23 protein-coding genes and 3 pseudogenes are annotated in these 26594 nt (G+C 55.0%); 11 read left to right on the top strand and 15 right to left on the bottom strand.

The features are described from left to right. Window positions 1-3 precede the first annotated feature (3 nt). From LQ231_RS24340 to LQ231_RS24355, 4 genes are read left to right on the top strand one after another with little or no spacing between them, the layout of a single operon-like run. Window positions 4-441 carry a hypothetical protein gene (locus LQ231_RS24340; RefSeq protein WP_230174603.1) on the top strand — a complete coding sequence of 146 codons (438 nt, stop codon included), beginning with the start codon at window positions 4-6 and terminating at the stop codon, window positions 439-441. After that, window positions 428-1348, top strand: coding sequence for a glycosyltransferase family 2 protein (locus LQ231_RS24345; RefSeq protein ID WP_290371386.1), 921 nt, complete (start codon window positions 428-430; stop codon window positions 1346-1348). Before LQ231_RS24340 ends, LQ231_RS24345 begins: the two co-directional genes overlap by 14 nt. Then, window positions 1348-2289, top strand: a complete 942-nt coding sequence (locus LQ231_RS24350) for an NAD-dependent epimerase/dehydratase family protein (protein WP_230174605.1) — start codon at window positions 1348-1350, stop codon at window positions 2287-2289. Before LQ231_RS24345 ends, LQ231_RS24350 begins: the two co-directional genes overlap by 1 nt. Beyond that, on the top strand, window positions 2286-3455 hold the full coding sequence (locus tag LQ231_RS24355; RefSeq protein ID WP_230174606.1) for a glycosyltransferase: 1170 nt from the start codon (window positions 2286-2288) through the stop codon (window positions 3453-3455). The genes LQ231_RS24350 and LQ231_RS24355 overlap by 4 nt, the downstream gene beginning before the upstream one ends. A gap of 32 nt (window positions 3456-3487) precedes the next feature. On the opposite strand, the gene LQ231_RS24360 is transcribed toward LQ231_RS24355, so the two are convergent. The 7 genes and pseudogenes from LQ231_RS24360 to LQ231_RS24390 all read right to left on the bottom strand — a co-directional run bounded on the left by LQ231_RS24360 (window position 3488) and on the right by LQ231_RS24390 (window position 11268). Beyond that, on the bottom strand, window positions 3488-4426 hold the full coding sequence (locus tag LQ231_RS24360) for an NAD-dependent epimerase/dehydratase family protein (protein ID WP_230174608.1): 939 nt from the start codon (window positions 4424-4426) through the stop codon (window positions 3488-3490). A 207-nt stretch (window positions 4427-4633) separates the two neighbouring features. After that, complete coding sequence (locus tag LQ231_RS24365) at window positions 4634-6580, bottom strand: nucleoside-diphosphate sugar epimerase/dehydratase (protein WP_230174610.1); 1947 nt, start codon at window positions 6578-6580, stop codon at window positions 4634-4636. A gap of 4 nt (window positions 6581-6584) precedes the next feature. Beyond that, window positions 6585-7151 (bottom strand): sugar transferase, encoded by a 567-nt coding sequence (locus tag LQ231_RS24370; RefSeq protein WP_230174612.1) that lies wholly within the window; start codon window positions 7149-7151, stop codon window positions 6585-6587. Window positions 7152-7632: 481 nt separating this feature from the next. Beyond that, window positions 7633-8537: pseudogene (locus tag LQ231_RS24375) on the bottom strand (nucleotidyltransferase and HEPN domain-containing protein). A 98-nt stretch (window positions 8538-8635) separates the two neighbouring features. Further along, window positions 8636-8860, bottom strand: coding sequence for a helix-turn-helix transcriptional regulator (locus LQ231_RS24380; protein ID WP_230174614.1), 225 nt, complete (start codon window positions 8858-8860; stop codon window positions 8636-8638). Next, window positions 8853-10106 carry an aminotransferase class I/II-fold pyridoxal phosphate-dependent enzyme gene (locus tag LQ231_RS24385; RefSeq protein ID WP_230174616.1) on the bottom strand — a complete coding sequence of 418 codons (1254 nt, stop codon included), beginning with the start codon at window positions 10104-10106 and terminating at the stop codon, window positions 8853-8855. Before LQ231_RS24385 ends, LQ231_RS24380 begins: the two co-directional genes overlap by 8 nt. 343 nt (window positions 10107-10449) lie before the next feature. After that, complete coding sequence (locus LQ231_RS24390) at window positions 10450-11268, bottom strand: DUF1206 domain-containing protein (RefSeq protein ID WP_230174618.1); 819 nt, start codon at window positions 11266-11268, stop codon at window positions 10450-10452. Window positions 11269-11854: 586 nt separating this feature from the next. On the opposite strand from LQ231_RS24390, the gene LQ231_RS24395 reads away from it, so the two are divergent. The 6 genes and pseudogenes from LQ231_RS24395 to LQ231_RS24420 all read left to right on the top strand — a co-directional run. Then, the gene (locus tag LQ231_RS24395) at window positions 11855-12553 is read left to right on the top strand and encodes a hypothetical protein (protein WP_230174620.1); all 699 of its coding nucleotides are present in this window, start codon (window positions 11855-11857) and stop codon (window positions 12551-12553) included. 344 nt (window positions 12554-12897) lie between these two features. Further along, window positions 12898-13365, top strand: coding sequence for a hypothetical protein (locus tag LQ231_RS24400; RefSeq protein WP_230174622.1), 468 nt, complete (start codon window positions 12898-12900; stop codon window positions 13363-13365). 364 nt (window positions 13366-13729) lie between these two features. Then, window positions 13730-14092, top strand: a complete 363-nt coding sequence (locus LQ231_RS24405) for a hypothetical protein (RefSeq protein WP_230174624.1) — start codon at window positions 13730-13732, stop codon at window positions 14090-14092. Window positions 14093-14255: 163 nt separating this feature from the next. Next, complete coding sequence (locus tag LQ231_RS24410; RefSeq protein ID WP_230174626.1) at window positions 14256-15377, top strand: hypothetical protein; 1122 nt, start codon at window positions 14256-14258, stop codon at window positions 15375-15377. A gap of 49 nt (window positions 15378-15426) precedes the next feature. Then, a pseudogene (locus LQ231_RS24415) lies at window positions 15427-15571 on the top strand (transposase); the annotation flags it as partial. Next, window positions 15570-15668: pseudogene (locus tag LQ231_RS24420) on the top strand (prevent-host-death family protein); the annotation flags it as partial. The pseudogenes LQ231_RS24415 and LQ231_RS24420, both read left to right, overlap by 2 nt. A 96-nt stretch (window positions 15669-15764) precedes the next feature. Here LQ231_RS24420 and LQ231_RS24425 read toward each other — a convergent pair. The 6 genes from LQ231_RS24425 to LQ231_RS24450 form a co-directional block, all read right to left on the bottom strand. Continuing rightward, window positions 15765-16289, bottom strand: a complete 525-nt coding sequence (locus tag LQ231_RS24425; RefSeq protein WP_230174629.1) for a cytochrome P460 family protein — start codon at window positions 16287-16289, stop codon at window positions 15765-15767. Between the two features lie 618 nt (window positions 16290-16907). Further along, entirely contained in the window at window positions 16908-18143 is a 1236-nt protein-coding gene (locus tag LQ231_RS24430) for a CapA family protein (RefSeq protein ID WP_230174631.1), read from the bottom strand. A gap of 96 nt (window positions 18144-18239) precedes the next feature. Further along, window positions 18240-19907, bottom strand: a complete 1668-nt coding sequence (locus LQ231_RS24435; RefSeq protein WP_230174633.1) for an ABC transporter ATP-binding protein — start codon at window positions 19905-19907, stop codon at window positions 18240-18242. After that, window positions 19904-20779 carry an ABC transporter permease gene (locus LQ231_RS24440; RefSeq protein WP_230174635.1) on the bottom strand — a complete coding sequence of 292 codons (876 nt, stop codon included), beginning with the start codon at window positions 20777-20779 and terminating at the stop codon, window positions 19904-19906. Before LQ231_RS24440 ends, LQ231_RS24435 begins: the two co-directional genes overlap by 4 nt. An 11-nt stretch (window positions 20780-20790) precedes the next feature. Continuing rightward, window positions 20791-21762: an ABC transporter permease gene (locus tag LQ231_RS24445; RefSeq protein ID WP_230174636.1), complete on the bottom strand. Its 972-nt coding sequence runs from the start codon at window positions 21760-21762 to the stop codon at window positions 20791-20793. Between the two features lie 10 nt (window positions 21763-21772). Then, on the bottom strand, window positions 21773-23365 hold the full coding sequence (locus tag LQ231_RS24450) for an ABC transporter substrate-binding protein (protein WP_230174637.1): 1593 nt from the start codon (window positions 23363-23365) through the stop codon (window positions 21773-21775). A gap of 316 nt (window positions 23366-23681) precedes the next feature. Here LQ231_RS24450 and LQ231_RS24455 point away from each other — a divergent pair, with 316 nt between their 5' ends. Beyond that, entirely contained in the window at window positions 23682-23909 is a 228-nt protein-coding gene (locus LQ231_RS24455; RefSeq protein ID WP_230174638.1) for a helix-turn-helix domain-containing protein, read from the top strand. Window positions 23910-24006: 97 nt separating this feature from the next. Here the strand turns inward: LQ231_RS24455 and LQ231_RS24460 are convergent, their stop codons facing one another. Further along, window positions 24007-25155, bottom strand: a complete 1149-nt coding sequence (locus tag LQ231_RS24460; RefSeq protein WP_230175055.1) for a hypothetical protein — start codon at window positions 25153-25155, stop codon at window positions 24007-24009. Window positions 25156-25423: 268 nt separating this feature from the next. Then, a complete protein-coding gene (locus LQ231_RS24465; protein ID WP_230175056.1) occupies window positions 25424-26494 on the bottom strand; it encodes a class I SAM-dependent methyltransferase in 1071 nt (356 codons plus the stop codon). Window positions 26495-26594: the final 100 nt, after the last annotated feature.

Raw genomic sequence — 26594 nt, forward strand, 5'->3', positions numbered from 1 at the left:
AGATTGAAAACCCAAGACTCTCTCGAAAACTGGAGGGAAATTGGGTCTCAGGTCAAGTCCCGAGAGCTTCTGGAAATGTGGCGAGTGCGGCCTTGGTTTGGCCACGGCTACGGCGCATACATCCCGGACCTAGTTAGACATCAAGAACGTCCTTTTCTGTATGAGATGGTTCCGTTCGCTCTGCTGATGAAACTCGGGATCGTTGGGTTTGGTCTCTATTGTGGATTTCTCGCCTTTGTCAGCTATCGTCTTTGGTCACTCAGCGCCGACGCCGGACTCGCACTGGCGCTGCTTCCAGCTTTCGTCGGCTACCTTTGTCAGATCCATACCAACCCTGTGTTTTTCAGTTTCACGGGAATGTTTATCTTCTCTATCCTCCTGTCGTTATGGATATCCGTGGAGGTGAGTAAAGCTGCCGGAACATTTGATGTCACAAGATAATCGATACCCCGTAGCAATATTGCTTGCGACGTATAATGGCTCTGCATATTTGGAGGAATTCCTCGAAAGCTTGTGCATGCAGAGCTTCAGGCAGTTCCGCGTTTACGTAAGAGATGACGGTTCGACCGATAATACCTTGGACTTGATAGCGGGATATAAAGGTCGATTGGACATCCAGTTGATTGCGTCTGAGCAGCGGCTAGGTGCGGCGAAAAGTTTTTTCGAGCTGCTTCGTCGTGCACCCGGGCATCAGTACTACATGTTCGCAGATCAGGATGACTACTGGTACCCGAACAAGATTGCTCGCGTGGTTTCAGCGATGGAGGGCTGCACTGAGGAGATCGTCCTCTACTGCAGTCGTCTTGAGTACGTCGACAGCCAGCTGAGGCACCTTAGTTATTCACGTCGACCTCGCCTACTCTCGTTCGAAAACGCGGTTGTGGAAAACATTGCGACGGGATGTACTGTGGCGATCAAGAGTGTGGTTATTGGTGAGGTATTGGCGCGAGAACCCTATGATGTCGTTATGCACGACTGGTGGCTATACATGTACTGTTCAGCGTTTGGCCGGATCATTTATGATCCGGAAGCGTCGATCAAATACCGCCAACATGGAGGCAACGCCATCGGGGCCGCAGTAGGTCCAATTGACGATTTCCGCAGGCGCTGGCGCAGGTACATTACGCAGGGCGGGGGAGTACATCCGTTGTCTCGACAGGCCCAGGCATTTCTTGAGTGCTATAAAAGCAAGCTTAGTCGCTCACACCGCTCGATTCTTGAGCGCGTGGTGGACGGGAAGAAGACCTGGAAAGCTCGCGTTAGTCTCTTCCTCAGTCCTCCCGTTTCACGCCAGTCGAGGATCGACAGTTTCATTATGCGTTTTCTGTTTCTGTTGGGGAGATATTGATGCTCGCAGCGATCACTGGTGGCACTGGCTTCATCGGTATGAAGCTAGCATCTGCAATTCTGGCTGAGGGTAACAAGGTCAGGATTTTAACTAGAGATGAGGATGGGCAGAAACCGCGGCTTCCTGGAGCGCAATACGTGATGGGAGACCTTGCGTCTTCATCCGCGCTAGGGGACTTCGTGGAAGGGGCCGACGTTCTTTTCCATTGCGCTGGTGAGATCACCCGCCCCTCATTGATGGAAGCTGTTCATGTCGATGGCACGGCTCGCCTCATAGACGCGGCTGCGGGAAAAGTTCGCCGATGGGTTCAGCTAAGCAGCACAGGGGCCTATGGGACGAGACGTGCAGGTGTGGTGACAGATGACGACGATGTCAGGCCGAATGGAGCCTATGAAATTACGAAAGTAGCTTCCGACCATCTTGTAGCAACTGCTGGTGACCAGGGAGCGTTTTCCTACTCCATAGTGAGACCGACAATCGTCTTTGGCGCCGGCATGCCAAACCAGTCCATGTTTGCGATGCTGCGAATGATCGACAAGGGCATCTTTTTCTTCATTGGAAGACCGGGCGCCTCGGCAAATTATGTTCACGTTGACAACGTCGTTCATGCATTGTCTCTCTGTGGTCAGGCAGAGGCATCTGGAAAGACTTATATTGTATCTGAGTACTGTACAATGGAAGCGATGGTCATGTGGATGGCGACAGTCCTGGGTACTCGACCGCCTCGATTGCGGCTTCCCGAGGCCCCTGTTAGATTGGCTGCAGAAATGCTGCAAGTAATACCCCATTGGCCTTTGAAGGTTTCGCGCGTGGATGCTCTGACATCTTTCGCCCGTTATTCCACAGCCCGAATAGAACAGGAGCTTGGCTACAAAACAGTGACCACTACCGAGCGCGGCGTGGCAGATCTCGTTCGTTATTATAGGGCGAATAATACGTGACAGAAAATCGACGGCTGAAGGTTTTAAGGGTTGTCACAGTTGCAGAGTGCGTTCCTTGGCACCTTGGGCCTATCTTGAGGGCTTTGAAAGAAAAATTTGAAGTAACGGTCGCTGGAGACGGTGTCTCACGTTACGCGTCACAATATCCTGGTGTCTGCTTCGTGGACATTCGCATCGCACGTAAAGCTGATCCCTTGCGGGATCTCATAGCTGCATACGAGATTTACAGGTTGTGCCGAAAGATTTCACCAGATGTAGTCCATTCGATAATGCCTAAAGCAGGCATGATATCTGCTGTTTCGTCCTTCTTGGCTCGGGTTCCCGTCAGATTACACACGTTCACTGGTCAAGTGTGGGACACTAAAAAAGGGATTCCCCGTTGGATCTACCGCAACCTCGATATGATGATAGTTTGGCTCAACACGTCTTGTTTGACAGATAGTCCATCGCAGTCCCGCCACTTGTTCCAGGAAGGGGTTCATTATAAGGGACGTCCACTACGCGTTCTTGGGAAAGGATCGCTGGTCGGCGTTGATCTGCAAAGGTTTGATGCAGACCGACTGCTGCGAGAATCTCCGGTATCTCGGATGTCGCTGGAAATAGCTGACAACGATTTCGTTGTTGCCTATATCGCGCGAAAGTCTCGAGACAAGGGTGCTTTTGACATGTTGAGAAGCTTCGCACAGGCACGAAAAAAGAGAGAGAACCTCAAGTTGCTATATATCGGTCCCGATGAAACTGAAGGTAAGCTTGATCAGCTAAAGTTTGAAGAACCGGAACTGTTTCACGGTGTATTAGAGCGTGGTTCAGTCAGCAATCACGAGGAATATCTTGCTGTCAGCGATCTTCTCTGTGTTCCTAGCTATCGTGAAGGCTTTGGTTCCATAGTCGTCGATGCGGGAGCCGTTGGTGTGCCGGCGTTGGGGTCTAAAATTAAAGGCTTGGTGGACTCGATATCTGATGGAGAGACCGGTCTTCTTTTCGAAGCCGGAGACATCATTGCGTTGTCAAATTTAATCTGTGATTTAGCAGATGATCGACACCTCCTTCAAGAGCTTGGATCAAGGGCTCAGGCGCGAGTGCAAACGGACTTTTCGTCAGTTGTGGTCGGCAAGCGTCTCAGCGATTTCTATCAGGAAGAAACGAAGCGAGCGTTTCAGCGTTAGATTGCCGTTGAAGGGATTCTTCGAACCGTGTCCTATTCAGGCTTGCCGTTTAATTGCGCTGTTAACCTCAATGCAACCAAGCAGTTGAAGGGAGCAGCCCAAGCAAGTGCAGTAACGCTTTGCTCCATATTGATTTCAAGGTTCTCTAGGAGACGATTTGCCATTGCTCTTTTGCCGGCTAAAAGAGCGAGTGCCTTGATTGTGGCTGGGGGAATGGGAAGCCAATTTGGCTTTCGTCCGAACGCCACTGTTAAGTTCGTCAACAATTCATGTGTCGAAAGAGCGCGCCCGTCACTTACTAGAAAAATACGGTTGGCTGCATTCGGATGGTCTAACACTGTGAGTAGTAGATCGCAAAGGTTGCCCACGTAAACAAGTGATCGCTTGTTCGGCACTTTGGTGAAAATCGACGGCATCCCGCTCGCTGCCCACTTCATCAGGCTGCGAAAATTCCCTGTTACTCCCGGGCCATAGACGAGCGGAGGGCGGACGATCGTGATCTCCATGCCCGTTTCGCGACCCAATGCCATTAGCCCCGATTCAGCCTCCGCTTTCGAAATTCCATAAGGGTCTCGGGGATTCGGCGGGTCGTCGGCGGAAAAGGGCTTGCCGGGCTCGGTCCGTTCACCGTTCACCTTGATGGAACTGACAAATACGAAGCGGCGTACGCCGGCCGCGGCCGCTTGGCGGGCGAGATTCACCGTCGCGGTGACATTGGTCTCCCGAAACAGAGAGAGCGGGTCAGATGCGGTTTCCCGCATGACATGAACGCGCGCCGCAAGGTGAACGACGGTGTCGACGTCCCTAAGCCAGTTGCTCCAATCCATTTCGGGGCCATGCCAAGGTACGGTGATCAGGCCCGGCGCCGCTCCCCGGGTGACACCACGAACCGGCAGGCCGCGTCGCGTCATCTCCTGCATGAGGTGCGAGCCGACAAAGCCTGAGGCTCCTGTTACCAAGGTCAATCCCATAAAATCTGATCCAATTTCATCAAGTGGGCGACGCTCACAGTGATGCGGTCATTGCCCTGACGGGAATTACTTTAAAGGGTCTGCAGGCAAGCGGACTACGCAAGTTACGCCGACAATTCCTCACGCTCATCAGCGCGAGCCGAATTTTAAATGAGACCTGTACGTTTTCAACACTTCTCGTCGAGGCTCAACGTCATTTTAGTGCCTTCAGTCATGATCGACTGCCTCACCCGGTATCTCATCTTCGGAAATCAGGGCAAACAAAAGTGCCCTAGCCTGAGCCTCATCTTCCGAGGCAATCGCATGTTCGAGTTTTCGTAGCCATGCGGCGATGTCGTAGTTGGCGATAGCAGTCGAGTCGGCACGCATAATCTTAGGATGACGAGTCAATTTGGCATTGTTGCGATCGTAGAACAGTTCTTCAAAAAGTTTTTCTCCCGGGCGTTTCCCAACGACTTCGACGGCTATGCCGCTGTCTGGGTTGTTGGCGTCTCTGACGTTGAAACCGGCCAGTCGGATCATGTTTTCCGCTAGGTCTCCGATGCGGACTGGCTCGCCCATGTCCAATAGGAAGACATCGCCCCCAGCCGAGAGTGCCCCCGCCTGAACGATTAATTCTGCGGCTTCAGGGATCGCCATGAAATAACGCGTCATATCTGGATCGGTAATAGTAACCGGTCCGCCTTTGGCGATCTGCTGCTTGAACAACGGCACAACAGATCCGTTCGACCCGATTACATTGCCGAAGCGGACGGCGCAAAAAATCTGTTTCTCGGGTCTCCCCCGCGCCTCGATCGCCATCTGCCGCACGATGAGTTCAGCCCAGCGCTTCGTCGCGCCCATAACATTCGTCGGCCGGACCGCTTTGTCGGACGAGATCAGCACGAAGCTTTCGACGTTTTGCTGAGCGGCGGTCGTCGCCACGGTCAATGTGCCGAAAACGTTGTTGCGGATTCCTTCAAGCACATTCGCTTCAACGAGAGGCACATGCTTGTGAGCTGCAGCGTGATAAAGCACCTGAACATTGTGGGTCCGGATCGCCCGCTCGACCGTCTTGGTGTCTGTCACTGAGCCGAGGACCGGAACGACCGTATGGTTTCCCGCCGTCAGGAGTTCCTGTTCTATGCGGTAGAGCGCATACTCGCTTGCTTCAAAGAGGATGAGGTTCTTCGGTTTGCGGCGAATGATGAGGCGACAGAGTTCCGAGCCGATGGAGCCGCCGGCGCCCGTGACCATAACAATCTTGCCGGCGATCGCCTGATCGAGCAATTCCGTGTCGGCCGGCACGAAGGAGCGACCGAGCAGCTCGTCGATCTCAATTTCGCGGATCTGGCTGACGACATAGCGGCCGTCCACGAGGTCCGAAATGTCTGGCAGACTGCGCACCTTCACGCCGAGGCCTGTAACGCGTCCGAGCGCTGAGTGGCGCTTGTCCATTGGTATGGAAGACATGCTGAGAACGATTTCCTGAATGCCGTAGCGATCGACCAATGACGGCAGGTCGCTAGCCGGATAGACACGGTAGCCGCCGATGTCCCGCCCGTGATTGGTTGGGTCGTCGTCGATCAACCCCATCACGTAGCGATTGCCGTGGCCTCTGAGGGCGTGTGCGAGTTGAGCGGCGGCTGGACCCGCGCCGTAAATGAAGATCGGCTCCTCGTCGCGGCTCAGACCGGTGCCTGACACGAGGATCCATTTTGCTGCAAAACGTGTGCCCCCGATCAAGAGTGTTCCGAGAATGAAGTAAAGGAAAGGGACGGAGCGTGGCACAATGCCGTGGCCCGCCATTTCCATCAGAAAGATAATAATAACCCAGCTCATCGTGGCAATCAGCATAGCCTTGATGATGGTCCAGATCGCAGCTTCCGGCAGATAGCGGATCACGGACCGATAAAGGCCCAACCTGATGAATATGGGGATCGCCACCACGGGCGCACATGCTACGAGCAGCAGGCGTTCGCTCGTGATCGCCGGCGTCCACACGGATAGCCTGATCGCATAACTTGCCCACAGGGCAAACATCAGTGCGATGACATCAATGCTGATCATAAAGACCCGCTTCCAGAGGCGAGGTGTCTTGATGATACTTTCTCTGATGCGCTTGACCAGAAGCTGGTTGATCGATTCGGACTCTAGCATGATTTTTTCACTCAACTTACTAATGCTTGACGCCAGTGGCGCCCACTACCCTTACGGCGGTCAGGCCCAGAATGCGCAAATCAAAAAGGAAGCTCCGCCGCTTGAGATATTCGGCGTCGAGCGCGACCTTATCCGGGATCGCCAGCTCATCTCGGCCGTTTACCTGGGCCCAGCCTGTGAGTCCCGGCAGCAGCAAATGCACATTCTGAGCCGTGCGTGCGGCGACGAGGTCATCCTGATTGAAAAGCGCCGGACGAGGGCCGACGAAACTCATATCTCCCTTCAGAATGCACCAGAGCTGCGGAAGTTCGTCCAGGCTGGTTTTGCGTAGGAAACTGCCGATAGGCGTAAGATGCCGTGCGGCGTCATCCAGAAGATGAGTGGCGACTACGGGCGTGTTAGTGCGCATTGTGCGGAACTTCGGCATCGAAAACAAGCGATTGCCTTGCCCCACGCGCAACGACCAGTAAAGCGCCGGGCCCTGAGATGTGACGCGTACGGCAAGCGCAAGGATAAACATGGGTACGGCAAAAATGGTGAGCGCCAGCAGGACGCCGGCGATGTCGCATGTTCGCTTCGAATTCATTGATGGCTGTCCCGAACTGAACCTACGAAACTCGATACGCGCGTCAATACGGTAAATCGCTGCAATTCGCCAGCACTGAACGTATTAATTGAATCATTTCCCTCGGATATCCCTCTTGGTGCGATGCATCCTGTGACCGGACACCGGCAGAATAGGCCGCGGTCATCGGTGCCAAACCGCCGCGACTTCAACCCTTCAACCACAGCCGGCTGAAAGTACAGCGCCCATTCTTGGTATGGCCGCACATGCGGGTATCAAGCGGAACGCCAGGCCCGGGGGCAGTCGGATCCCGCCTCTCCCTTCGGGTCGCTATGCTGAGGCTCCTGCGGCTACCGTTTTAACCGGTCCCTGGCGTGTCGAGAATTCCCGGCATCACGGCTTGCAGCCGTCGCGATGCTGATGCCTCCGATATTCTTCATTGCTGGCCCCGGATCACGCATGCATGCGGATTTGATCCGGGTAAGAGAACGCTTGCCGGATATCAACGGGTTTTCGCTTCGAGGGTTGCCAGATGATTCCGGCAAATTATCTCAACGGTCGCCTGCAGTAACTGCGTTTGATCAATTAGCCAGGACAGCGCTCATCGCTGATCTCGAAATGTTCGGAGTAGCGCGCGTTCACGTAGGCTTCGTTGAGCACATTGTACCAGGCGGTAAATCTGTGCTGATCCCGAGGCCAGACTTCCACCAACTTGCGATCTAGGTCCTCGGCCAATCCACGCAGGAATTTGAGATTATGCGAGGGAGGACTGTAGTTGGTTAGCGTCAAAAGAAGGCGGGAGTAGGCGGTTTCGACACTTTGATGCAGAAGAAAGGCCGATCTGTTCTGCCATCCTTTTTCAAAGGCGATTTTAGCCAGCTCCGCAAATTCCCACGTCGCCTGTCCCTGTTGATTGAAATGCCCCTCGCTCAGTTTGTGAGCTTGATCTGCAGTGAGATACTGAGGCTCAGCCAGCGGTCCATCGTCTATTTCATGCAGGACGATGCCTTCGCGGCGGATGTCTGCGAAGAAATACTGGCCATCGTTAAGCGCCTTGTTGACCTCGCGTAGCCCATGCACGATCAGGCCGACCGGTGTTTTTACGGCCGGATCCCACAAGAGCCGATCTTCTGCCTTGTCCCAATATTGCCGATCGGCGAGCTTGCCCGTGTTGACGATGACGAGGATGTCGTAGTCGGACCGGTAGCCCTTCATCGTATGCGGTTCGTCAACCCAGGTGCCCCTTGCGTAAGATCCGAAGAGGATGATCTTGAGGATGCGGCCACGCTTCTTGAAGTCGGCTTCGGCGCCGGAAAGCGCGTCGGCAAACTCTTCCTCGATGATCTCGACGACGCGAGCAAGCTCACGCTGTTTCTTTTCCGGGAGGTGCTCAAGGCTCGATTTCATAGCCAATCGATAGGACAAAGGTTGTGCTCCGTCTACTCGCACATTTCATAGTTTCGGTGGGGATGGTCGTTCTATTCCGTCGTTCGTGTGCCGTGCACTCAGATCAGCTGGAGCCGGGTCGCAGTGGTGATCGCCTGGGCAATGCTGACGGCGCCCAGCGCTCCCCGGGCATTGCTCAGGTGAAAGGAGACGTCCGACACACTGATGCCTTCGATCATCGCCACCTCCTTCATCGTCTTTCCTCCAGCCGACCAGCGCAAGCAGACGAGCTGCACCGGCGACAATCGGACTGGTGTATTGTCGTCTTCTCTTTGGTCACGCATGAGCATCGCGGATCTCAGCTCTTATCACCTCGATCGCCATGCAGAGATCGCGAATTTGCGCCTCTGTATGCGATGCGGTCAGACAAATGCGCAATTCGGCGTCGCCGCGTGCCACCGTTGGGAAGAAAATTGCTGATGTGTGGAAGCCGAGCTTCAGCAACTGCCGGGCAACGGCGACCGAAATCAGCTCGTCGCCGAAACGGATGGTACGGATCGGCAGGTCTCTTGTGCTGTCACGGGTCAGCAGCAACTGGTCGAGCAGTGACAGATTGCATTGAAGTGCCTGCTGCCGCTCTCTCAGTTCGCCACTCCTGTGGATGGCCGCCGACGCCTCCGCTGCCCCGATCGCCGCTGTGTTCATTGATGCTGAAAACGCATGAGCTACCGCAAAGCGGCGAAACAGCAGTTCCTGGGAAGCCGTGCCGAGCATCAGAACGCCGCCGGACGCACCGAACCCCTTGCCAAGCGAGGCGGCAACAATCGTCCTGTCGCCAAGCTCGGTGAATTCGGACCGGGCAAAGCTCGCACCGTTCTCGCCAAAGAGCGAAATGCCATGGGCATCATCGATATAGAGGAAGAGGCCATACCGCTCCTGCAGCGCGCGAAGTGCCTTCAACGGCGCGCTGCCACCCATGGAGTAGACGCCATCACAGACATAGGCCACACAAGGATGACTTCGGCAGAGTGCTTCCAGCGCGATCATGTCATTGTGCCGGCTGGTCTCCACCGTGGTTTCGCCGGCGACCGTCGCCTTGTGCTGGGCAAGCGTTGCATGGGCGGCTCGGTCGAAGACGACAAGAGGTCTTACGCCGCCGGTCAGATGGCCGGATGCAAGCAGAGGCAGGGCGCTCATATTGGCAGCCAGCACGGTGGTAAACGTGATGACCCGGGCTTGAAACAGATCCGACAGGTTTTCTTCAAGTTCGCCCAGGATGCTGAAGTTCAATCGTGTTCTGGCGCAGGACCAGTGCAGGGTGCCTGCATCGTGCACGGCCTTTTGAGCACCCGCGACGATTGCCGGATGATTGTCGAGCCCGAGATAGGAGCAGCGGACGAAATCGGTGATGTCGCGATCTTCCGCCGTGAGCCGAACCGTGCGGCCTGACGCGGGTGCCGCATACAGCGCCATTATGCCCTGGTAATGCGCCGCCTGGAAACTGGCGCCGGCGGCATCGATCATGGTTGCGGCGTTGCGGAAACGGGTCGGACGGCTTGTTCCATCCGGCGGATGAACTGCTTTGCTCATCTTGGCCTTCCTCGCTATTTTCGCGAGCAGTTGGCCACTGTTTCTCGTTTGTGACAACGAAGCCTATGCAAAGAAATGTTCAAGATTGTTCAAAGATCCAATGGGCTTCACTCTTCTCCAATGACAGCGCCTCCTCTCCATCATACGGTTCCGAATGCGGGTGTTGGAAGGGCATGCGGTCACGATGGGATTGCCCACAAACGATCGTTCCTGAAGCGTTGAACCCTCAATGCTCTGGGCGCTGGCTCCCTTGTCGAAGGGAGCCGCCACCAACATAGGTTCCAAGAACAAGAAGTGGATGCTTCTCTGTCAGCCTTCGTAGACGATCTGCGCCGCCTGTAGGCTATGGCAACTTTGGCAGGGCGTCCTTCATCTCGGACAGGTCGGGACCTCTCACGATCCGATAGCGTGCCTCGATGAGGTTGTATATGCCGAAAGCTGCCAGTCCTGCGGCGATCAAAACATAAATCACCGATCCGAAGGGTAGCCGGCGGAGCCATTGAAGAGCGTCGGCCATGCTTCCGGCCTGGTTGGCATCCACTTCAATCCCAGCATATATGAACAGTAGTCCGGTCGTCGCGAAAACCACTCCTCGCGCAACGAGGCCGTAGACGCAGATCCATGTCGTGACAGTTTGCCGGGCAGGGACGTGGAGATATCTTTCGAACTTACGCAGGATGCCCTTGGCAGCCGTAATTCCACCTCCGACAACGAAGCCCAGGCCGACGGCGATGGCGATATAGGGGCCGAAGGGTTGCGACATGATCCATTCGGCCGCACTTCGTTCCCCGGATCCTCCCGTTCCGCTCCCCATGCCAACAGCGTGGCCCAGTGCATAGACAGCGAGAATGAAATACGTCACCGCGCTCGCAAACAGCGCTGCCCTGGTGATCCTTCCCCGAGCTTTGGAGCCGTGCCCATCGCTGTCCAAGAGGGATTGTGCAAGTCGCCATGCGACGAACCCAAAGAGTCCCAGGCCAATCAGGCCTACCCAAATGCGTCCAAACGGCTGCTCCAGCAGCGTTGTCAGCGCCGACTTTGAGTCCGAGTTTTCGCCGGCCACCCCGGAAAACAGGGCCAAGCCTGAGATGAGGAGGAATACGACCCCGCGGGCGACGTATCCCGATTTCGCCAGAGTTTCAAAATGGATTGTCTGAGGCATTCTTGATCCAATCAAGTGTTCAACACGTCAGGAACGCACAACTCGACGGATGGTTGACCTGACCACGCAAAAAAACGGAACCTTAGCCTGCGCTATCGTAGTGGCGATCAAGATTGCGCCGCCGACGATGTGGAGTGTTGAGCACTGTCTTACATCCGCCGGCGCGCCGAAATTGCTCGGAACGAGGAGCACAGAAGCGTCTTCACGCTTTGATGACGGATCAGGGCCCTGCTGTCAGCCGTGACCGAGAATGCCGCAACGGACGCAAGCGTCTGGGCGAATGTCGGTGCTTTCTGACCTTCAGCAGCGATCAAAATCCGTATTCTTGAACGGCAGCGGAGACGGTGGCGCTTCACGTTTTGACACAATGCGCCATCTTCAGGGGCGATCTGGCAAGTTGAGTGAAGGCTATCCGAAATCCAAAATGATCCACCTGGACGAAGCGACAGAATTGTACTCGGTCATCTCGAACCCCATTCGCCACTGGAATAAGTAAAGCACTCCGTCTTTTTCACGAGGGACTGAGTATCTATATCTGTATTGATAGCCGTCACCGATGACCGGCTCCAACGAGGATTGCTTGTTCATGCAATTTTTTGAAACGGCGCAAGGCACGATGGTCTTGGGAAGCTTGATCGCAATTATGGGCGTCCTGTTCGGATTGGGTGGAGCGATACTCGTGGGGCTTTCTCGACGCCTTCGGTTGGTTCGTCACCCAAAGCCGTCAATGCAGCGCGACATTGCTATGCGGACAATCCTCGCTTTGGATGATTTTGTCGGGGAGGCCTATATGGCCGTCCACGATACACCCGAATTTAATCCGAACGACCTTGGCGAGTTCGTTTTCCACGCCGACAGCCCGCTCTTCGTCTTGCCATCGAACGTGGACTGGAGCGAGATCAAGCAGGAACTCGCTGAAGAATTGCAATGGCTTCCTAACCGCGTACAAAACGTGGTCGACGGTTTGCAGTCTCTTGATCTTTCTCTTCCCGGTAATGGTGACTTTTTCCAGCACCGGCAGGAGGATTTTTCAAGGCTCGGGCTGGACGCGCTCTTTTTGATCGACCGGCTGAGTGCCGCTTATGGCGTGAAGCGACCGGAGCGTCCCCCATACTACAGCCCTGAAGCGGGTTTCAGGAAAAAGATTGCGGAAACCGAGGCATTCTGGCGGCGACGTCGGAGCAGTCTGTCCGCCGTTCCGCAGGATGGATCAAACGTGACGCCATTGTTCGGCAGCGCTGCCGCGGCTGTGCGGGATCAGTTCCCTGATCCCCTTGCGGAGTAGGCGTTTGTCGCGGTGGAGCGACCCGCCCGACTGTCGGTAGAGTGGCGTCCCAGTACGCCGCGGAGAACGGCATCTTGTCGCTGACCTCGTGCTTGGCATCAGCGTGCACTGACGATCTGCTGGTCCTGCCGATATGGTACGCAATGGAGAACCCGCTCTGCTCATGGTTTAGCGGCCTATGGTACATGTGCGGTTATGACTATGCATCGCAGAGGACTGAATGCGGCACCGCGAAAAATGATTGATCGCGTCGTTCGCCGCTATCCCAGCCTTCCCATCGGCTGCTGTCTCGGCAAGGCGGACGACCGCTACAGGTCCTCACCCAGCCGAGCCTCTTGAACGTCGTGGTCGCGATCGACCAGCGTGCCAAGAGCCCGACGATTGCTCTCGACAAGGACCCGATGACCGATCGTCGCGTCCGTGAGGCCATGGTCCCCGCCATCGATACCGCCGCGATCAACAACATCATCATGAACGGCCTGTCGACTCCATCGGCATACCGATCGTCTCAGATAAATGAAGCCTCGCTCAAAAGCGACGGAGGGACGTTTGCCAGATTGCGACAGAACCATGGGACCCGCCAGCGTTATCTGGATATGATCGCGCTATTCATGGCTGGCATCGCCGCGGAAGAGATTTTCCTCGGGGAGTATGACGACGGAGCCACCGCAGGCGAGGGGTCTGATCTTCATCGCGCCACGCGGATTGCCATCGACATGGAGCAAGCGCACGGAATGGGGAGCTTTTGGCATCTTTCGGCGATGTTGGCGATCGACGACTGGACGAGATCAAGCACTTGGATGCTCGTTTGATGATGAGGATCGACGGCGTTCTGCGCGAGCAGCTTTGCGAGGTCGAAAGAGATTTTCGAACGCGACAGGGCCGCATCTTTGCGACTGCATCGGGAATTGCTCGAGAGGGTGGATCTGCAGGGAGAGGAGGTTTTGGCAGTGATGCGCGTGGCGAGGACACAGCATGCCCTTTTGTCTGAAGTTGCGGAGAATAGTTCAAAAAATCTCTCGACCCCGAGAACCCGTCGGGTCACCAGGAACAGATGATGCACGTCGGTAATTTATCAGATGGCGAAGATATGATGCCGTCTTCGTTGAACGTGCATATAGATACACTGAAGGTAAAGGCTGGGAATTCCACTAGCGCTAAAAGTAGAGAAAATTTATGAAGCTTCTGTTCATTGCAATCAATTTAGTGCTGACGGCACCACATAATGCTATATCTCAAGTTCGTTCAGATTTCGAAATGTCCATTGTGCAGGATGTCAGTCAGGTACTTCTCTGGGGATTGCTGTTGGATATTTGCCGTGAGACGAAATATATCGGTGACTACAATGAAGCTTTGAACCAAACATCGTCATCTATCGAACGACTTACGGGATCGCAAGAGATGTTGAAACGTCTGATTATGGAGGAAGCTTGGACGATAGCCAAAGCCCGCTTACCGAGGTTTGAATGTGAACGCGATAGGAACCGATTGAGGACTCTCGCGTACCAGAGCGCCGATCGTCTCGAAAGTCTGGAGTGAAGGCTACTGAAGTGATTGCAAAACAACACATTCACTCAATGCTCGAGGAGCGAATAATTTCATAACAAGCCCATAATCGATATTTGTCGGAATCTGCGACCTTTCGTGCAGCGAAGCAATAACACTCGTAGTCATTTATATTGAATCAGGCGGACGATCAGACGTGAAAATATCTCTAGCTCGGAAATTTGGAATAGCTCTCTTCATCGGGTGGGTGGGACTTTTTCTATTCAATCCGATAGTTTCTTCAGCTAGTGACAATTTGAATGTATTAGATAAAGAATTCACTGAATTAAAAGGTAGTTTGATATCGCTGGGAAATCTGCCGAAATCTGGGAACCAAGGAAATTTTGGTATTTGCTACGCTGCTACTGTTTCATACTTGTTCGATTATGCTTACTGTCGCGATGAAAATATCGCCGAATGCGCAAAGGCTCCAGACGAAAAACGAGCCTCCATGGTTGATATGTCGAGGTACAGTAATACCGTGGCAACGGATCACTTCAATAAGCGAACAAGATACCGGGGCTTGAAAGAAGGGGGCGACCCTGCCTACACGCTCAGCAATCTGATTAACGGGGTCCAAAAAGTCACCAATGAACGCTGCGCCCCTACTTCGCAGATTATACCAACTGAAGTGAGTGCAGAATCTCAGCAAAAAGACCACGAAATGTTCGCGTTGCTTGAGCAAAAATACAATAATTACACCGAAGTCCTGAAAAATACAGGCAAGGATAGTTGCGAAAAATGTCTGTTATTCGCGAATGATATTCGTAATACTGCTAAAAGCCGCTTCAGTTTAATTGCTACCGATGAGGATATAATCTCAGGACTTTACTCTGAGTCGTTTTCAAGGTTTTTGGATCATGTTCTTGTTCCTAAGAAATGCTGGAGTAACAACGAGATGTTGCGGCTCAGAAGACCTTACTATTTTAAAGTGTTTCCCAACGAAAATGAGAAGGCTGACTATCTGAGCTCGATAGCGATGATAAAGGATGTGCTCAAGGGTGGTTATCCTCTCGGACTCGCGTTCTGCGCCCAGGTGCCACTGGTCGCGAGGAAGAGTGAAGACTGCGACAAATATCATGCGGTCGCTGTTGTCGGCTATCGACAGGTTTGTAAGGGAAAAAAGTGTCGAGACGCAATTCGTGTGCAGAACTGGTGGGGTGACTGGTGGTATTCCGCCAACGATGATGGATGGGTCGATGCTAAGGCTGTGCTCGATGCATCGTTCTACGATGCACACATGTTAACGTGGATTGATGGTAATCCTCCCCGCGAATAAGGGGCTTCAAAAGTAGAATTTTCTCGGCAAGATGCTTGAGGAGATTTTGATGAAGAAGAGCCGATTTAGCAAAGCCCAAATCGTGGCCGTGTTGCGCCAGGCGGAAGGTGGCATGCCGGCGCCCGACTTATGCAGAGCATGGTATCAGCAGTGCCAGTTTTTACAAATGGCGTGCGAAGTATAGCGGCTTGGATGACCAGCAGCACCGGTTCCTACACCACGAGTGACCTCTCGTGGAAGTCAGGCGACATTATAGCCGAGGCCTTGCGCCATCCAGTTATCATCACTCAGAATTCCACCCTCTTTGGGCGTTTCGCCAGCTTGAGCGGCAAGTCGGTAATTGCCGGGAACACCAGAGCCACTCTCGCACAGCAGGCTTGCATTGAGTCACGGCGAGTAGTGGCTGAAAACGAAATCCTTCGAGCGGTCCAGCTTTTGGTGGCAGGTGTAACAAGAGTTCACCAACGGTACACTCGGGTTCGCAATCCCGTTCTCGAATTGCCCATAGCCCCAGCCGTCACTTTCAGAATATCTCTTCGAGTCCTTGACGCTGATCTGTACGTTTGTTGGGGCGCCGGCCACGAACGACTGCGGTGCTGGAAAAACTGCGTCATTCTCTGGCGATGACTTAAACTCATAAGCAAGCCGGACGATCACCGAACCGTCCGGGAACGGAAGCATGCGGTTGCGGAAGGCCTCATAGGCGATGTCGTTCCCAAGGATCGCCCTGATGTCATTGTTTTGGCCTGCCTCGTGCGCAACCGTTATGACGCGCCAATTCCGGTAGCCCTCGGGAAGACTGACGCCATAGACGGGTGAGACATTTTCTCCCGCTCCGCCCGTGGATACGGCGGTTATGAACGCTGCGGAAGCGACTGAAAGCAACACCCATAGCGTGGAGACCTTTTTCACAATACCTCTCCTCATTAGTCTATGACTGCGTGTCGACAATCGGTTGCCACGCGGTAGCGACTTCGTAAAATTAGCTGTGTGGCAAGCTAGGGCGTCCTCTTTGGAAAAGTTTTTGCAGAGGTCAAAGCCGCCTCTGCAGAAACCTTCTGCACGGGTGAGCACCTTTTTTTGCATTGGCGCCGCCACTATCATCGTTGGACTGTAACGTACCGCTGATGCGATTGCCGAAAGCCATTTTCCATGTCTTTCTCGGGGAATATGTCTGCACATCAATCTTTCCTATAGGATCCTATATAAATAAATAGGATATGATGCAAGGAATAATTTTTGCATAGTGGTTTCGCGGCGTCCGGTGCTATTTCGTTTTGGCCGAGTTGCAAGCTAATTGCGAAACGCGGGAGACTAGTGATCTCGTGTCTCGCGGTATCTGATGGATCGATCTCAGGCTGGATACGAGCCCATGCGTCCCGGCCTGCGCTGTCGTTAGAGACTTCATGGCCCGTCCATGGAGGAACTCCTCGTGCTTTTGAATGGGACTTCATCAAGATTCGCCGATGGCGAGCGAGGTTGTGCAAACCAAGTTCCGACACGACCCTCGACCTTTTGATCCTTCCTGAACTAGAATTCCAGCGAACCCATATTTTCAGATACTCTGATCTCAGTCCCAAACCTTGCGGATTGGTCTCGAAAGCGATGCAGAATGCGATCGGCATCAGCTCCACGTACCACTTCCGGGGCAAGACGGTGCTCCAGGGCTTCGTTGTTCGACGCTTCGCTACCTCCGATAACGACTGGATGAAACGTCATTCCCGCTAGCGCGCCGTCTGCGTCGAACGAGCACAAACCAATGACGCTCTCCCATACCTCCCTGGCCCTCCATTGCGATTTCTCGGACTTTACGTGAAAGATGAAATTGCCCAGGCTGTAAAAGATTGGTCTGCTTCTGTAGATCTCGACAGGCTGAAGGACCGGGGCGCCGTGGCTGACGAACATAGTTGCCCCGGCATCGATACATCGCTTCGCTACGGCGCCGACCCATTCAGGGACCTGATACCAGTCAGAGGCCCAATGGTGATGGTGCAGGTAGGCGATAACCAGGCATCCTGCCTCTGCGGATGATGATATTGCGGCGAGGTTTCGCGAAATGTCCTCTTCATCAATCTTGATACTTCGTGCAAACCGGTCGGAACGTCTGAAAACTGCACGAGCAATACTGACTTCCGATTCGGGCTCCACGTAGGGGGTATCGTCTGGTTGGCTGTCGTTGCCCAGGTCCATTGTTGTATAGCCGACCTTGTCGCGGACCGTTCGCAATTGTTCGAAGGCGTCGGTATCCACGTCTATCACTTTCGTGAGCTTCAGACGATTGACGCCCGGACGTTCCGGACGACCATTGGCGGCGTCTGCAGCATACATGAAGTCTGGTCCTGGGCCTCCGTCCATGGCAATCAGAGCTACGTTTCGGCCGCCGAACGAGCCTGTTGCAGCGCGGGCAGCGGCCGTATGATTTCGCCCGATACCCGCATGAAGAAAGCCGCGTCTATCGACCTCCTCCAGGGTGGAAAGTATCCCGGAGGGACCCAGATCGAATGCATGATTGTTCGACAGTGACAGTGCCTGGAATCCCAGGGACTGAAGGCTGTCCAGAACGACCGGCTGGCTACACCCAAAGAACGTACCTTTCAGTGGCCATCCACCATGACTTCCAAGGATGGTACTCTCAAAGTTGGTGAACGAAAAATCGGCCTTGGACAGTACGTCTTGCACGTCCTGAAATCCCGGACTTCGCACGCCGCGGATATCATGCTTGATAAGAGATTGCCCGGTTACGGCGATCGTGAACATGTTCGTCATTGATCTGCTTTCGTCTGCTGCGAGAGATCGCAGCGATCTTGAATGAAGTGGAAGGAATTCGGTCCCGGCCGGCTGATGGATGGGGCCGGTCGAAGATCAGCTCGTGAAACGTTGAGGGCGCGCATCGATCAGACTTCGCGTGTATGGATTTCGTGAGCGACCGAAAATGAACGCGGAAGAGCCCGCGTCTTCCACCTTGCCGTCCCGGAAAATGTAGACGAAGCTGCAGAGCTGCTGCACGAGCGCCAGATCATGGGAGATAAACAGCATCGATATGCCCTCTTTGCTGACATTCTCCTTCAACAGCGCCACGATTTCCGCCTGTACTGAGACATCCAGGGCCGAAGTGGGCTCGTCAGCCACAATGATCCTCGGGCGGGCAAGAAGCGCGCGCGCGATACAGACGCGCTGCTTTTGCCCCCCCGAAAGCTGATGCGGATATCGAGAAAGAAGATTAAGCGATAAGCCAAGTCGATCCATTATCAACGCAACCGCGGCGAGTTCATCTGTGCGGCAGCAGCCGAAACGGACACTTTCCCGCAGTGCTTCACTGATCGACATTCTGGGATTGAGCGAAACTGCAGGATCCTGGAAGATCATCTGCACTTTCCCCAGCAGTCCGTTTCGAGATCCGGCCTTCGAAACATCGAAGCAAGTTTCATCGATATCGAGCTGACCCGTGCCAGCGGTTTCCAATCCCGCAATAATCCGGCCGATTGTACTCTTGCCGCTCCCACTCTCGCCGACAATCCCCACAATGGCACCGCGTTCAAGTTGGATTGAGACATCCTGGAGTGCCGGCCTGGAGGTGCTCTTGCTGATCCATGAGATCCCTCGCCTGGAAAAAGACTTTGTTATTCCACGTACGTTGAGGAGGGGTCGCGCGGCCCCGGCGTCTTGTACGCCTCCGACGCTCAATTCTTCCGTGGGATCTTTGCGATCCGCGAGGTCTGCCATCCGCAATCTTGGGACGGCGGCAAGAAGGCTGCGGGTATAGGGTTTTTGGGGTGCATCCAGTAGCGACGATGTGCTGCCCTGTTCAACAATCTCCCCGTGCCGCATCACGACGACCCGGTCAGTGATCTCCGACACGACGCCCATGTCGTGTGTGACGAGAATAATGGACACGCGGGTTTCCTCCACGAGTTCGCGCAAAAGCTGGAGAATTTGCTTCTGGACGGTTGCATCGAGGGCAGAGGTCGGCTCGTCCGCGATGATAATATCGGGCGAGCCTGCCAGCGCGATTGCGATGACCACACGTTGGCGCTGGCCTCCGGAAAACTGATGGGGGTAGCTGTGATACCTTTCGGCGGGGTTCTGGATGCCCACGCGAGCCAGCAGATCGATCGCGCGATTTCGGGCCTCCTTTCCAGAAACCTTGGCATTGGTAGCCAGAATGGTCTCCTCGAGCTGTGCGCCGACGGTCATCAACGGATCAAGTGAAGCCGTATGGTCTTGGAAAATAGCGGATATTCTCCTCCCCCTGATGGCGTCCCTTCGCCGGTCGCTCATCCCATCAAGGGTTTCACCGTCGAACAGGATCGCCCCTGAAATCTGTTCGAACTCCTGCGCCAGCGAGCCAAGGATCGCATTGCCCAGCGTAGACTTTCCGGCCCCGGATTCCCCAATAATTCCCAGGATTTCGCCACGCTGGAGGCTTAAGCTGATATCGCGCAGGATTGTCATTGAACCCGCCGTCGCTCGATAGTTCATGGTGAGATTGCTCACGACGAGCAAAGGTTCTGGTTTGTTGTGCTCGGTCATATCGAATGGCTCCTCGGATCCAGGCGGCGGCGGACGCCTTCGCCAACGAAATTGATGCTTGCGATCAGACCAAACAGTGCGAGACCCGGAAACAGACTGATCCAGTATTGGCCGGTCAACAGATACTGGAAGCCGCTCGCGACGGTGGATCCGAGCGACGGTTTGTCGACCGGCACACCCAGTCCGAGAAATGACAGGGTCGCTTCAAGCGCCACGGCATGGCCCAATTCGATCGGGATCAAGGTTATCGCCGGCGCCATGCTGTTTGGCAGTAGATGCCGAAGAACAATCCGCATCGTTGGCAGCCGCAGGAGACGTGCCGCATCCACGTAGGGCTTGCCGATTTCGCTCAACGCCACGCCACGAACGACCCTGGCATAGGTTGCCCACTGCACAATGATGATGGCCAGAATGATGCGATCGATCCCCGGGCCAAGCGTGACAATGGCGATAAGAGCCACCAGGATGGTGGGGAGGCTGAGCTGGAGATCGACAATGCGCATGATGAAGGCATCGACCCATCCGCCGAAATATGCTGCGCTGACCCCGGCTGTAATGCCGATCAGAGCTGCGATCGCCGTGCTGGTGATTGAGACCATCAGGCTGATGCGCAGGCCGTAGAGAATGGTGCTGACAATGTCTCGCCCGAGTGCGTCCGTCCCCAGCATGTAAGTGTAGCCGCCACCGCCGAACATTCCGGGAGGCGATGAGGCTTCCCATCCGTAGATCTGCAATGGGTCATAGGGGTTTTGCGGTGCGATGAGCGGAGCAGCCAACGCGAGGAGAATGTAGCCAGCAATCAATATTGCGGACAAGCTGAATCGGTGTCCCTGCGGGCGCTTCCAAAGCGCACGGATTGTATCGGCCTTCATGGAGTTTCCTTTTATTGGGAAAGGCGCACGCGCGGATCGAGCACGGCGTAGCTAAGATCGACGAGCGCATTGAGCCCGACGAAGGCGACGGAGATGAAGGTCAGTGTTGCCATCACGACCGGTCGGTCGAGGAGTTGGATAGAGTCGATCAGCAACTTGCCTATGCCCGGCCAGGCGAAGATGGTTTCGACCACAACTGCAAAGGCGAGCATTCCGCCGAACTGCATACCGACAATCGTTATGATTGGTATGCTGATGTTCGGAAGCATGTGCCGCAACAGGATGCGGCTGGGTGAGAGCCCTTTGGCCCTGCAAAATCGGACGAAATCCTGGCCCGCCACCTCGATTGTTCCGGCCCTTGCAAGCCGGGCAATAAGCGCGATATTGGGAATGGCCAGGGCCAGTGCGGGAAGCGTCAGGTGGCGCAGACCATCCAAGGTTAGGAAACTCCATTCCTGGCCCCACAACGAGATCGTTGGTCCGCGGCCGCCGGACGGAAACCAGCCCATGGTTATCGCGCCGACCATGATGAGCAACATGCTCAGCCAGAATGATGGAACACTGAGCGCAAAGACACTTGCCTTGAGGACCACGCGGTCGATGGCCCCGCCCTGATTTCTGCCTGCGAATAGACCGAGCAGCGTGCCGCAGGGTGCAGCGAATGCCATCGCGGTCATGGCAAGTTCAAGTGTCGCAGGGAATTTGCTCATCACCAGGCCGAAGGCAGGCAGATGGTAGATGTAGGACGTACCGAAATTGCCTGTCACGACGTTACCCATGAAGAGCAGGTACTGCCGCCAGACCGGTTGATCCAGTCCGAGGGCAATCGTCGCGTTTTGAATGTCGGCAGCGGTTGCTGTTTCGACGTTGACGATGTTGTAGACGGGATTGCCAGCGCTGTGGATGCCGACAAAGCCGATCAACGACATGACAAGGAGGAGAAGGAAGGCCTGTGAGAGCCTTCCGACGATTGTGGTCATCATGAACGTGCCCTCACTCTTCTGACGGAACAGCCTGCATGGCGGTTGTCCATCCCCGCGGATGCACCGCGTAGGAACCGATCTTCTCGCCATGCCCAACAATCAGGTGAAAATGATAGAGAGGGAGCATCGGATAGTCGGCCATGACAAATTCCGTGGCATCAGCGAGCGCTGCGTTCCGATCGGGTCCATCCTCCATGGACATCGCCTTCGCCAGCATCGCGTCGAACGATTTGTTCTGGTATTTGCCGTAGTTCAGCGAACCCGTTCCGAGTCCAACGTCTGGACTAGCCAGAACGGCTTTGAGGCAAAACGTCACCGCCTCGCCGGAGCAGCCGCCATACCAGACGGGATAGTCGCCATTTGAGCGTTGCGTGGCAAAGACCGAGAATGGGGCGACAACGGGTTGCACGTTAACTCCGATCCTGGCCCAGTTTTGCGCAATGGCTTGCAGAGATTCACCATCGCCTGGATAGCGTCCCGCCGGTCCGGCGAGCACGACCTTGAAGCCGTCGGGAAAACCTGCTTCTGCAAGAAGCGCCTTGGCGCGATTGTAGTCCGGCGGCGCCACCGTGAGTTTCGCAGAGGTTCCCGACAATCCGCCTGGAAAGATCTGCGCTGCTGCCGTTCCGTATCCAAGGAGAATCTTGTCGGCAAGAAAGGCGCGGTCCGTTGCCATTGTCAGAGCCTGACGCACGCGCTTGTCCCGGAAAGGATTCTGGATCGGGTTCCCTGATTGGTCGGTTACGCCAGGTACATTCTCTCGCCCCGTGTCGAATTGAAGGAAGTTTGATCTGGCAGCACTTATACTATTGACCTCTAGACCGCGCTGCTTCAGCCCTTCTACGTCGCGCGCCGGTATGTAGTCCGCCACATCGACGTCGCCGGTGGTCAGAGCCGCGACGCGGGCCGCAGGGCTCTCGATGACGCGGAAAGCCACGCCTGACCAGGCAGGCATGCCGGCCCAATGCTCGTCGTTTCGTTCCAGAGTGAGAAGTTCGCCCGACTGCCAGCTCTCAAACCGATAAGGCCCAGTCCCATTCGGCTTTGTCACGGAATTAAGTTCTTCTGTCGTCGAAAAGCCATCCGGTCTGTGCGGCATGATGAAAATCGAGGTCAGCGAAAGCGGGAGTGTCGGCACCTCTTCGGTCGTTTCGATAAGGACCGTCATCGGATCGGGAGCCGAGACCGATTTGATCGCCAGCGTGTACGCCTGAAACCCGCCGCTAGGAGGCTTCAGAAAATCCCGAACGCGCTCGATCGAGTAGATGACGTCCTTTGCAGTGAAGAGCGAACCATCATGAAATCGGACGCCTTCCCGCAGATTGAACTCCCACTGCGTGTCCGAGAGCCGCTTCCATGAAAGGGAAAGTCCGGGCTCCGGGTTCAGCTGTGCATCCTGGTTTACGAGGCGTTCGTAGACATGCGCGAGCAGCGAATTGTTTTCATTGAGGTCCGCATAGTGCGGATCGAGCGTCATCAGCTTGAGTTGCGTTCCGATCCGGAGATCCTCCGCAAAAGCGGCTGTCCCTATGAACCCAGTCGAAGTCACGGTAGCGAAGCTGGCGAGAAGTATGGTCGTGCGGAGTCGATGCAGTAATGGCATTGCGGTGTTCCCTCTAAATTTTATTGATTGCGCAGCGGTGAATAGGTTCTCACCGCGCACGCTTTAGCGCCCGCGGAGCGGTGGATTATCGCTCAAACGGTGTGGTCTGCCACACTCGGAGGTCGGGAGAGGTTTCCATAGATGGATTGCGGGCAAAGTTCTGCTATTCTCAGAATCAGCCATGATCCGAGCTCCCAGACAGCTTGATTGTGGTCAGGCCAAGTGGTGTCCTTGAACCCACCATTTGGCCGTTTGCACCAGAGGACGTACAGGAAGAACCGATGAAACGCAACCAAAATCACCATCCCATGGTGATATGAAGTCAATTCAGTGCAAATTGGCCCGCACGGCGTTGGGTTGGGGAGTCGTTGAGCTTGCACAGGCGGCAAGGGTTTCAACGCAAACAATTGTTCGCCTCGAGCGTGGAGAGGATTTGCGCGAGTCCACGCTCCAACGAATTAGACAAGTTTTAGAGGATGCAGGAATAGAGTTCATTCCCGAGAACGGTGGTGGTGTGGGTGTTCGTTTTAGGGATCCCACCTAGCTAGGCTCTATCGACGGCAAACGCGATGATTGGCGTATCGATCGTAGCCAGATTTTTTTATGCAGAGCATCAGCAGCAATCGAGCGACATACCAGAATCATGAGGCAGACCATCGCCATTCTTGCGATGCCCGAGTGATAGAGCCGGATGCAATGTGGCGCGATAGCTCGGCCCAGATAGGGTCTCTCGTAAAGCTTGCGAGATCGCCGCTCGATTGCGCCAATGAGTGGCCACCATATTTGGTTAAAAGGGGCAGTACACCGCCGGCGCGTTCAATCTCCTGAAGTGGATCGCCGCCAGTTGGGGTCAAGACGCGGTGACCCCATGCGCCGGGTCGACTGTGTTCGTTGAGGGCGTTCAGAAGGCTCAAATCGCCTGAGTGCTTGATCCCCATTGAAACGAGATACCGCATGAGGGGAAGGTAGATTGTCTGGCGACAACCCCCAAGAGCTCTTGCGCCCGGTAGAATTGACGTCACCAGAAACGCAGTAAACAAGCTCGGGAGGATGGCGCGCTGTCGAAGTGCTGTTGCGAGGTCGTGAGGGCTAAACTTTAGTTCGAATTTCGATTCCCCCGTGGTCTTCAGCATGCGGTCTTGAAGGCGCAAAGGGATCATTCTGTCCTTTTCCGCTCGCCAGAAGAGGTCTGTCGTTCTGCGAAGCCAACCGGCCCAGGCGCCCTCATTCAGTCGGTCGATTGCTCGCAGAATGCACTCAGCAACAGCACCATCTCCTATAAAATATGCCGACATCCATGATTCTGTCTCCTCGAGGTGGTCGGCGACCAGGTCGGCGATGTCGAAATCATCGAGTTGAAGCAGCTTCACCCGGGTTGAAAATTCACGCTCCCAGAGAACCTGATTCGCTCGTTTGATCGCTTCCGCGGCGGACGCGAAAGAATCGGACGGTAGCTTTGAGAGAAGGCGAGCTGCGGAGGCGTTCGGAGCGACGTCGCCTTTTGAATTTGTAAGGGCGAACCGATAAGGACCATTCAAACAGCCGATACTGCGGCCGTCCATCCGGCTCCGGGGAAGTCCGAAGAGATTGAGGGGAGTGCCTTCAACCTGAAGCCAGCCTGCACCCTTTTTGGCCGACTCCTTGAATGTCGTGGTTGAGACGAAATAGGTGATGTGCCATTCCCGTTTCTGGGCCTGCAGACCCAATAGACTGAACAGATGGGTGTAGAAAGCGTCCGGCTCGTAGAGCAGCAGGCAATGCGGGCCGGTCTGCAACACCGGCGAAGCCACTAATTCACCACCAGCGCGGCGCGCATCCTCATCCCCAAAGCCAGCCTTCCGTGCCGCGTTTTCCACGGTTTTGCGCAGGAGATGCATGGACTGGATGCGCACCTCGCTCGCTGAACGGAAATGCTCCATCTCGTAGACAGTTGACGAATACTCGCGGAGTGGGCGGTTCCAGAAGGGCGCCAGATGCGGCATCAAATACGATAGTGAGTGCCGAACATCGTTTGCGCTACAATGCTGTTCCGATCCCGGCGATCGTTCCTGGCCCATCTCACGCTGCCGCTTGTCGTTTCGGTTCGAGCGAAGCCATCATGCTGTCGCCGCGCCACGCGAGTTCGGAGCCAAGTGGCCTCGTTTCGGTATCGATCAGCGCAGTTGGCAGCTGTTCGTAGCAAAAGGCGGGAACTATCGCTGGCCTTTTCATCAGCGAGATCAACTCCAGGATTGATGCCCGAGAATTGGACGAAACGATCGTGTAGAAGTTGCCGCTGTTCCACGTCATCGCAGAGTAACGGAAAAAAGATCTCAGCGCGGACTCAGTGGTTTGCAGGTCGACCTGGAAATCCGTCATGGTCTTCAGGATTTCTTCCTTCTTTTCGGAAATCCGGCTTGTTGAAAAATAGCGGGTTTTGAACAGTTCATCTTTCTGACGCTCACGCTCGTCGTAAAGCTCGCGATCCGGGTGGGCGAGCTTTTGGACCTGTACAAGCACACCGCCATGGCGAATGCGGGGAGCGATGAACTCCAGCTGTTTAACCCTGTCGCGATCATACATCTGAAAAGTCGTGTCCTCGAAAAGGATGTCGACGCCGCTGTTGAACGGCTGGAGGTCCATGTCGGACGCGTAGCGATCGCCGTTCAGTTCGAAGAAGGGCCCAAGAAAGAAATGCGCATGGTCGCTTCCTCTTTTTGCAAGAAAAGCTTCCCGGTTCGCAGCGGTAGGACTACAGGCGAGTGTCTTGATACGACCACCGCCAAGCAGGGCGAGGGTGCGTGCGAGGCATCCGGTTCCCGTACCAAGGGTATAGACAGTTGTCGGAGAAGCGTTCCTCACCCACGCGCGTAAGGCAAACGTAAGCATCGCGGCACCCAGTCTGCATTCCTCTTCAAGCCGGTAGGGAATGCTGGCGAAGTAGTGGCTGTCAAAGGGTCCCCATAGATACCTGTGCGTATCGAAAAAAACGGCGCAGTCGAGATCGAAGTCAAGAAGGCTCATGTCTGGCTGGGGCTTTGCAAGGTCTGGGGCACCTCCCTTGCCACTGGCCGTCCGTTCGAAAAAGTCGGCAAAAGAGGTTAGCCGTGGCGCCTGTCGCCAACGTTCGAGCGTCTGCTGATCAATCATCATCGCCTCCGTTGGAAGTCGTCGGCAAATGCTCCCCATCTCGGTCATCAAGATGATGCACGGTCACCGCCTTCTTCTGCCATTCGTGAGATACTGGTCA

This window comes from Rhizobium sp. CECT 9324 (assembly GCF_918741265.1).
In the GTDB taxonomy this organism is placed as follows: Bacteria; Pseudomonadota; Alphaproteobacteria; order Rhizobiales; family Rhizobiaceae; genus Allorhizobium.